9 protein-coding genes and 2 pseudogenes are annotated in these 7,269 nt (G+C 65.1%); 9 read left to right on the forward strand and 2 right to left on the reverse strand.

What is annotated here, in order from left to right; genetic code table 11:
• Positions 1–106 precede the first annotated feature (106 nt).
• On the reverse strand, positions 107–913 hold the full coding sequence (locus tag SMD10_RS15745; protein ID WP_331686676.1) for an undecaprenyl-diphosphate phosphatase: 807 nt from the start codon (positions 911–913) through the stop codon (positions 107–109).
• Between the two features lie 277 nt (positions 914–1,190).
• Between SMD10_RS15745 and SMD10_RS15750 the strand changes: the two genes are divergently transcribed.
• The 9 genes and pseudogenes from SMD10_RS15750 to SMD10_RS15790 all read left to right on the forward strand — a co-directional run.
• The gene (locus SMD10_RS15750; protein WP_331686677.1) at positions 1,191–1,883 is read left to right on the forward strand and encodes a glutathione S-transferase family protein; all 693 of its coding nucleotides are present in this window, start codon (positions 1,191–1,193) and stop codon (positions 1,881–1,883) included.
• A gap of 13 nt (positions 1,884–1,896) precedes the next feature.
• Complete coding sequence (gene queG / locus SMD10_RS15755; RefSeq protein WP_331686678.1) at positions 1,897–3,030, forward strand: tRNA epoxyqueuosine(34) reductase QueG; 1,134 nt, start codon at positions 1,897–1,899, stop codon at positions 3,028–3,030.
• Complete coding sequence (locus SMD10_RS15760) at positions 3,014–3,400, forward strand: hypothetical protein (protein WP_331686679.1); 387 nt, start codon at positions 3,014–3,016, stop codon at positions 3,398–3,400. Before queG ends, SMD10_RS15760 begins: the two co-directional genes overlap by 17 nt.
• Positions 3,397–4,296: an SDR family NAD(P)-dependent oxidoreductase gene (locus SMD10_RS15765; protein ID WP_331686680.1), complete on the forward strand. Its 900-nt coding sequence runs from the start codon at positions 3,397–3,399 to the stop codon at positions 4,294–4,296. The genes SMD10_RS15760 and SMD10_RS15765 overlap by 4 nt, the downstream gene beginning before the upstream one ends.
• A 42-nt stretch (positions 4,297–4,338) precedes the next feature.
• Positions 4,339–4,545 (forward strand): hypothetical protein, encoded by a 207-nt coding sequence (locus tag SMD10_RS15770; RefSeq protein ID WP_331686681.1) that lies wholly within the window; start codon positions 4,339–4,341, stop codon positions 4,543–4,545.
• Positions 4,542–4,991: a hypothetical protein gene (locus SMD10_RS15775; RefSeq protein ID WP_331686682.1), complete on the forward strand. Its 450-nt coding sequence runs from the start codon at positions 4,542–4,544 to the stop codon at positions 4,989–4,991. Before SMD10_RS15770 ends, SMD10_RS15775 begins: the two co-directional genes overlap by 4 nt.
• Positions 4,992–5,161: 170 nt before the next feature.
• Positions 5,162–5,551 (forward strand): MbcA/ParS/Xre antitoxin family protein, encoded by a 390-nt coding sequence (locus SMD10_RS15780; protein WP_331686683.1) that lies wholly within the window; start codon positions 5,162–5,164, stop codon positions 5,549–5,551.
• Entirely contained in the window at positions 5,548–6,240 is a 693-nt protein-coding gene (locus SMD10_RS15785) for an RES family NAD+ phosphorylase (protein ID WP_331686684.1), read from the forward strand. The genes SMD10_RS15780 and SMD10_RS15785 overlap by 4 nt, the downstream gene beginning before the upstream one ends.
• Positions 6,241–6,400: 160 nt before the next feature.
• Positions 6,401–6,904: pseudogene (locus SMD10_RS15790) on the forward strand (UbiA family prenyltransferase); the annotation flags it as partial.
• A 238-nt stretch (positions 6,905–7,142) separates the two neighbouring features.
• Here SMD10_RS15790 and SMD10_RS25615 read toward each other — a convergent pair.
• Positions 7,143–7,269, reverse strand: a pseudogene (locus tag SMD10_RS25615) (IS5/IS1182 family transposase); the annotation flags it as partial.

Below are 7,269 nucleotides of genomic sequence, written 5' to 3' on the forward strand. Positions count from 1 at the left end.
GCATCATGCGGACGAAAATCAGGCGTCGATTTTCGTTCCCGGCCAAACCGTCGGCGATCGGCCGAACGTCGGCAGGGCCCGCCGCCCCCTTGTCCGCGGTGGCGACTCAGCCGACGAGCAGCAAGCCTGCGATTCCCGCAATGCCGACGACGATACGCCACCAGGCGAAGAACGCGAAGCCGTGCCGCGAGACGTAGCCGAGCAGCCAGTTGACGACGACCAGAGCCGCCAGGAAGGCACAGACGAAGCCGATGGCGATCAGCCAGGCGTCGTCCATCGAGAGCTGACTGCGCGACTTGTAGAGATCGAAGGCGAAGGCGCCCATCATCGTGGGCATCGCCAGGAAAAACGAGAATTCGGCGGCGGAGCGCTTGTCGGTGCCCATCAGCAGCGCGCCGGCGATCGTGGCGCCCGAGCGCGACGTGCCGGGCACCATCGCCAGGCACTGGAAAACGCCGATCGCCAGGCACAAGGACAGGGGATAGTCCATCACGTCGGCATAGCGCACCTTCAGCGGCATGCGGTCGATCACCAGCAAGATGATGCCGCCGACCACCAGCGCGATGCAGATCACCATCGGCGTCTCGAACAGAACCCGCTTGATGAAGTCGTGGGCCAGGACACCGACCACCGCGGCCGGCAGGAAGGCGACCAGGATGCCGATGACGAAGTGGCGGCTCCTGGGACTGGTGGGCAGCGTGACGGCGATCTGCCAGAGCTTGGCGGCGTAGGCGGAAAGCACCGCCAGGATCGCGCCGAGCTGGATCAGCACCTCGAAGGTGCGCGCCGTCGAATGGAATCCGAGGAAATGGCCGAGCAGCAGAATATGTCCGGTGGAGGAGACGGGAATGAACTCCGTCAGTCCCTCGGTCAGTCCAAGAATGATCGCATCGATCGCGGCGCCGATGTCCATGGCGGTCCTTGCGGTGATGACGGCGGCCGGCGAACGGTCCACCGAAAGAGAGAATCACGCCCCCGCGGCGTTTGCGGCCCCATGGGTGGCATGGCGTCCCCTGCCGCTCAAGAGGGCCAAAATTGCGGCCGGCGAACGAAACCCCTGGCAAAGGGTTACAGAAACAATGAAATTTCGCCGCCGCGTTAGGCAGCCATAAACCAACGCCGCGCTATTCTGGGGACGACGCGGTCGCGACTGCATGCGAGGCGTTCCGAAAGAAAGCAGTATCCAGGCCATGCTCAGGCTCCATCATCATCCCATGTCCGCCGCATCGCGCTTTGTCCGGCTCATGCTTGGCGAATATGGAGAGCGCGCCGAACTGGTCGAGGAAAAGCCCTGGCAGCGGCGTCCCGAGCTTCTGGCTCTCAATCCGGCAGCAACCTTGCCGATCCTGATCGAGGACGACGGACCGCCGATCGTCGGCGGCCTGGTGATTGCCGAATATGTCGACGAGACGCGCGGGGTCTATCAGCGCGAGCGCCGGCTGATGGCCGAAAAGCCGTTGGAGCGGGCCGAGACGCGGCGGCTGACGGAATGGTTCCTGCACAAGCTGGAAGCCGAGGTCACCCGCTATCTGGTGCGCGAACGGGTGTTCAAGCTCGACATGCGCCCCGACGAGGGCGGCGGGCCGCCGGACGCCTCGGCGATTCGCGCGGCGCGCGCCAATCTGAAGAACCATATGCGCTACATCGGCTGGCTGGCCGAAAGCCGCAACTGGCTGGCCGGCACGCGGCTGTCGCATGCCGACCTCGCCGCCGCTTCCGCCCTCTCGGTGCTCGACTATCTCGGCGAGGTGGATTGGGAGCGCGAGCCCGCCGCCAAGGAATGGTATGTCCGGCTCAAGTCGCGGCCGGCCTTCCGCCCGTTCCTGGGCGAGCGCGTGCGCGGCATTCCTCCTGTCGCCCATTACGCCGAGCTCGATTTCTAACTATTTTCCAAGGATGGACGCACCATCCTGCCCGCTCAAACGCTTCGTCATCGAGGACGCGCATCGTCTCGGCTTCGACGCCGTGGGCGTGGCGTCCGCGACGACCGACGTCGTCGTGGGCGAACGGCTCGACGAATTCCTGGAGCACGGCCGCCACGGCACCATGGGCTGGCTGCCCGAGACCGCCGACCGACGGCGGGCGGCAGCGGCGTTGTGGCCACGGGTCCGCTCCATCATCGTGCTCGGCATGAACTACGGCCCGGACGAGGATCCGCGCGGTCTTCTCGACCAGTTCGATCGCGGCGCGATCTCCGTCTACGCCCGGCATCGCGACTATCACGACGTCATCAAGGGCCGGCTGAAGGAACTGGCCTCGCGGATTCTGGCCCGGGCCGGCGGTGGCCACGACGTCAAGGTCTTCGTCGACACCGCACCGGTGATGGAAAAGCCGCTCGCGGCGCGCGCCGGCGTTGGCTGGCAGGGCAAGCACACCAATCTCGTCAGCCGCGATTTTGGCTCGTGGCTGTTCCTCGGCTCGATCTTCACGACGATCGACCTGCCCGCCGACGAGCCGATGCCGGACAGCTGCGGCTCGTGCCGGGCCTGCCTCGACGTCTGCCCCACCGCTGCGTTTCCGGCGCCCTACAAGCTCGATGCCCGACGCTGCATCTCCTATCTCACCATCGAGACGAAGCGCCCGGTGCCGCGAGCGCTGCGCCCTTTGATGGGCAACCGCATCTACGGCTGCGACGACTGCCTGGCGGTCTGTCCGTGGAACAAATTCGCCAGCACCGCACGCGAGATCAAGCTCCAGGCCCGCGACGACTTGAAGGCGCCGGCTCTGCGTGATCTTCTCGACCTCGACGACGCGGCCTTTCGCGCCTTGTTCTCCGGGTCTCCGGTCAAGCGGGTGGGGCGCGGCAAATTCGTGTCGAACTGCCTGATCGCGGCGGGCAATTCCGGCGATGCCGGCTTTCTGAAGCCGGTCGTGCGGCTGCTCGACGACGATGAACCGCTGGTGCGGGCGATGGCGGTCTGGGCGCTCGCGCGGCTTTCGCACGACGAAGCCTTGGCAAGGCGCCGCGATGCGCTCGATAAGGAAACGGCAGACTGGGTGAGGAGGGAGTGGCATGCACTCGACAGCTGACTTCTATCGCGACGAGCAGGCGCTCGGCACCGGCGACGAGGACGACCGGCAAGACCAGCAGGAGGCCTATCACCGGGCGCGCCATTCGCTGCGCCGCCGGATCGGCCATCGCGACGACCTCACGGGTCGCCACGGTTTGGCATCCAAAGGCGCGTTGGGTGCCGGCGCACTGGGCGCCGGGGCGCTCGGCGCGTTGGCGCTCGGGGCCTTTGCCGTGGGGGCGCTGGCGGTCGGGGCCTTCGCCATCGGCCGGCTGTCGGTCGGCCGCGCCCGGGCCGAGGAAGCCGAGATCGGCCGGTTGCGGATCGGCGCGCTCGAAATCGGCAGTCTCCTTTATCCCGCACCGCCGCGCGACGGCGAGACGCGATGAGCGAAGCGGCAGCCCCGACGCGGCTCTTCGTCTTTGGCTGCGGCTATTCCGCCACCCGCTTCGTCGAGGCGACACGCGCCCGGCTCGACGTCGTGGGGCTGACCACCCGCTCGCCGCAGAGCGGCCCGGTCCTGTTGCAATCCTGGCCTTGCTTTCGGTTCGATGGCGAAACACAACCGGCGCCGGAGCTTCGGCAAGCGCTGGAGACGGCGACGCATCTCCTGATCTCCGCTCCGCCGGACGAGGCCGGCGACCCCGTCCTGCGATGGTTTGCCGACGCCCTGCGGCAGGGCCTGCCGGACCTTGCATGGATCGGCTATCTGTCGACCATCGGCGTCTATGGCGACCATGGCGGCGCCTGGATCGACGAGACGACCGAACCGCGGCCCGTTTCGACGCGTTCGAAGGCGCGGCTGGAGGCCGAACACGCTTGGCGGGCGCTGGCGAACGAACGCGCTGTCCCGCTTGCCATCCTGCGGCTCGCCGGCATCTACGGGCCGGGGCGCAACGCCTTCGTCCAGCTCGCCCGAGGCACGGCACGGCGGCTGATCAAGCCGGGACAGGTGTTCAACCGCATCCACGTGGACGATATCGCCGGCGCGCTGGCGCTGCTGATGGAACGCCGTGCCGACGGCATCTTCAACGGAACGGATGACGAGCCCTGTGCTCCCGAGCTGGTGGTCGAAGAGGCCGCGCGGCTTGCCCGCGTCGAGCCGCCGCCGGCTGTACCCTTCGAGGCCGCCGATCTGTCCCCCATGGCTCGGTCGTTCTACGGCGAGGTCAAGCGCGTATCCAACGCCAAGCTCAAGGCGGCAGGCTATCGCTTCCGCTATCCGACCTATCGCGAGGGCTTGGAGGGGCTGAACCCGGCGCTTCAGGATTTTGGCACGACCTGAATACAACTTATATATAGAATGCCGAGATCGAAGGAGGCGGGATTGAGCAACGTTAAGGTGCCGGCCAAAAACAAAGGTTTTGTCGTGTCCAGGGACACCGCCACCGGGCGCTTTGCCAATGGCATCAGCGTACCTGGCATGGGCAAGGTTCGCATAGTCAACGGCGAAAGTTATGCTACCGCGAAGAGCGTCGCAGGAAACCGCTTGCGTTCTGCCATTGAGAACACAGGGGTACGGAAGTCAAAGTGAGTTCGCAGCCCGAACCGAGCGAGCGGCAATACAATCCGCTCTTTGAGCGGTTTGTGAACGTTGATCTTCCTGACGCCGACATGTTGCCGGGGATGGTAGCGTACTGTCTGTACAAGATCGCGAAACGCGAATGGGCAACCGACTTCTTCGACCGGAATGGGCGGAAGCCCAACGATAGCGAACTGGCCGACTATATTCGAACGTGGACCACCACACGGTTGGCAGGGGCAGAAAAGGAAGCGGAAACTGTAATCCTGACATTCGCAAATTCGGTAATCGAAGCCAATGAGCCGACCATTCGCGAGGATGCCTTACGGGGTACATTCTGGTCGGCCGTCAGAGCATCGATGACAGCCGCCTTTTTCTATACGCCCCTTCTTATCGGGTTTGCCGTCGTTCTCCGCTTCTCGGGCATCGATCTTCTAGCGATTTTCCAATCAATTTGATTCAGAACACGCTCTGAAGTTGATCACCGATGACATTGGTGTCTGTTTGCGAATGGATTCCAGTTATTCAGCTGCAAAATTGAGAGCGGGTCAAGCCTACCCTGCGGTCCATATGACCTTGCATTTCCGTCCACATGGTCCAATATTATCTATGGACGGAGAAGACGGCCATGGAAAACGCAATCTTGGAGCGCCCGGCTCCTGACGTTCAGGCGGTGGCGCTGAAGGCCTTCGGCCGGATCGCCGAGAGCTGGTCGTTGACCGGCCGGGAGGCGGCGGCGCTCGCCGACATGTCGGAATCGACGTGGAAGCGCGCCAAGAAGCCAGGTTTCGGCGGCGAGCTGACGCGCGATCAGATGTTGCGCCTCAGTGCTCTGGTCGGGCTCTACAAATCGCTGGAGCTCTATTTCGACCCGCCGATCTCGCGCGATTGGGTGAGGCTCGCCAACCAGGGACCGGAGTTCGGTGGGGCGCGCCCGCTCGACGCCATGGTGCAAGGCGGCCTGCCGAAGATCATGCGCGTGCGCACCTATGTGGACGCGCTCAGAGGTGGCGTTTGAGGATCACGGCGATCAACGACCGGGGCCTCGTCCGCCTGATTTCGCAAACCCATCACAAACCGCCGGTTCTGCGCGGCCTCGTCGACAGCGACGAGGAAGCCGCCATCCTGGCGGAACTGGAAGGCGAGACGAGCGCGCGGCTGATCGCCGAGCGCGACGGCAGCCCGGCGCTCGACCGGCGCGAGCTCGTATTCGCCCGGCGCGCACACGACCTGAAGGTCTACGGCCAGACCCACATCAACGCCGCCTTTACCTATACCCGCCCGACCGGCAACCGCTTCAACACCGGCGATCGCGGCGCCTGGTATTGCAGCTACGACGTGCTGACTTCGGCGGCGGAAGTCGGTTTTCACCGGACCCGGGAGCTCGGCTATATCGGCCGCTACGAGGACGAGGCGCGCTATGTCGAAATCCTCGCCGACTTCATCGGAGATTTTCCCGATCTCGACGGCGAGACCGCTCATCCGGCTCTGAATGCCGATCCAAAGGTCGGCTATCCGGAGGGGCAGGCCCTGGCGGCGAGGCTGCGGCGTGAGGGGCACCGAGGCCTGCTCTACCCGTCCGTACGCCATCCCGGCGGCCGCTGCTTCGTCGCCTTCGATCCCGGCATCGTCCAGAACGTACGCCCCGGCGCCGGCTGGAAGCTGGTCTGGAACGGCACCCCGGACTATTCCGTCGAGGGGCTGTAGTTCGTCCCGCCCGCTCTTCGCCGGCGGCAGGCCTTGGGACCACGGCGCGCATGCCGGCATTTTGCTGCGCTCGCGGCTCCATTGCGCCGTGTCGGCCCGGCTGCGAATATCGCGGCGAACACAACGGAGATCCGCCTAGGTGCAGGAAGGTTGTCGCGAAATGATGACTGTGAGCCGGCCGGACCTCAGTGATATTCATCGGGGAGATTGGGTCGATCGCCGGCTGCCGCGTGCATGGCGGCCCTATATGCGGCTCGCCCGGCTCGATCGGCCGGTGGGCATATGGCTGACGCTGTTTCCCTGCTGGGCCGCACTCGTCCAAGCCGCTCACGGCATCCCCGACCCGCGGCAGCTCGCGATCTTCACGCTCGGCGCGTTTCTCATGAGAAGCGCCGGTTCCACCATCAACGACATCGCGGATCGTAAATTCGACGGCCATGTCGAGCGGACCCGGTTCCGCCCATTGGCGAGCCGCCAGATCGGGGCGCGTCATGCCCTCGGCTTTCTGGCGGTCGAACTCGCGCTCGCGGCTGCGCTGCTCGTTTTCCTGACGCCCGACACGCGGCTGCTGGCGATCGGCGTGTTACCGCTGGTGATCGTCTATCCGTTCTGCAAGCGATTCACCCACTGGCCGCAGGCGGTTCTCGGCGCTGCGTTCAACTGGACACCTCGAAGAACCGACGTTTTGGCGGCATTGAAGAGACGTCATTGGTGATGGCGGCCCGATTTGGGCTTGATCGGTGTGGCTTTGCGGCACTTGGCGCTCATCCGCCATTGGAACTTCAGACCGGTGGCGATTTTGCCGTCATGCGGGCGCACCTCGCCCCTGATGCCAGACGAAGCGGGTGAGATTGTAGGCGAGATTGGCCATGCCGATACTCGGGTCAAGCCCGAGCACAAGCCTTCGCCTCGGCGCGCACGATGCCGATGGTGCGCACGAACAGGCCCATCGGCCCTTTCTGCCGGGCGAAGACATGCTCGACCGCCGAGCGCACCTTCGATCGCCGGCCATTGGCGCGAGCCGTTCGC

It is taken from the genome of Consotaella aegiceratis, from assembly GCF_036541425.1.
GTDB lineage: Bacteria > Pseudomonadota > Alphaproteobacteria > Rhizobiales > Rhizobiaceae > Consotaella > Consotaella aegiceratis.

Bases quoted from the DNA above. Each gene is read 5' to 3' on its own strand.
- SMD10_RS15780 (WP_331686683.1), top strand. From the start codon at position 5,162: ATGGAAAACGCAATCTTGGAGCGCCCGGCTCCTGACGTTCAGGCGGTG.
- queG (WP_331686678.1), top strand. From the start codon at position 1,897: ATGGACGCACCATCCTGCCCGCTCAAACGCTTCGTCATCGAGGACGCG.
- SMD10_RS15760 (WP_331686679.1), top strand. From the start codon at position 3,014: ATGCACTCGACAGCTGACTTCTATCGCGACGAGCAGGCGCTCGGCACC.
- SMD10_RS15745 (WP_331686676.1), bottom strand. From the start codon at position 913: ATGGACATCGGCGCCGCGATCGATGCGATCATTCTTGGACTGACCGAG.
- SMD10_RS15765 (WP_331686680.1), top strand. From the start codon at position 3,397: ATGAGCGAAGCGGCAGCCCCGACGCGGCTCTTCGTCTTTGGCTGCGGC.
- SMD10_RS15750 (WP_331686677.1), top strand. From the start codon at position 1,191: ATGCTCAGGCTCCATCATCATCCCATGTCCGCCGCATCGCGCTTTGTC.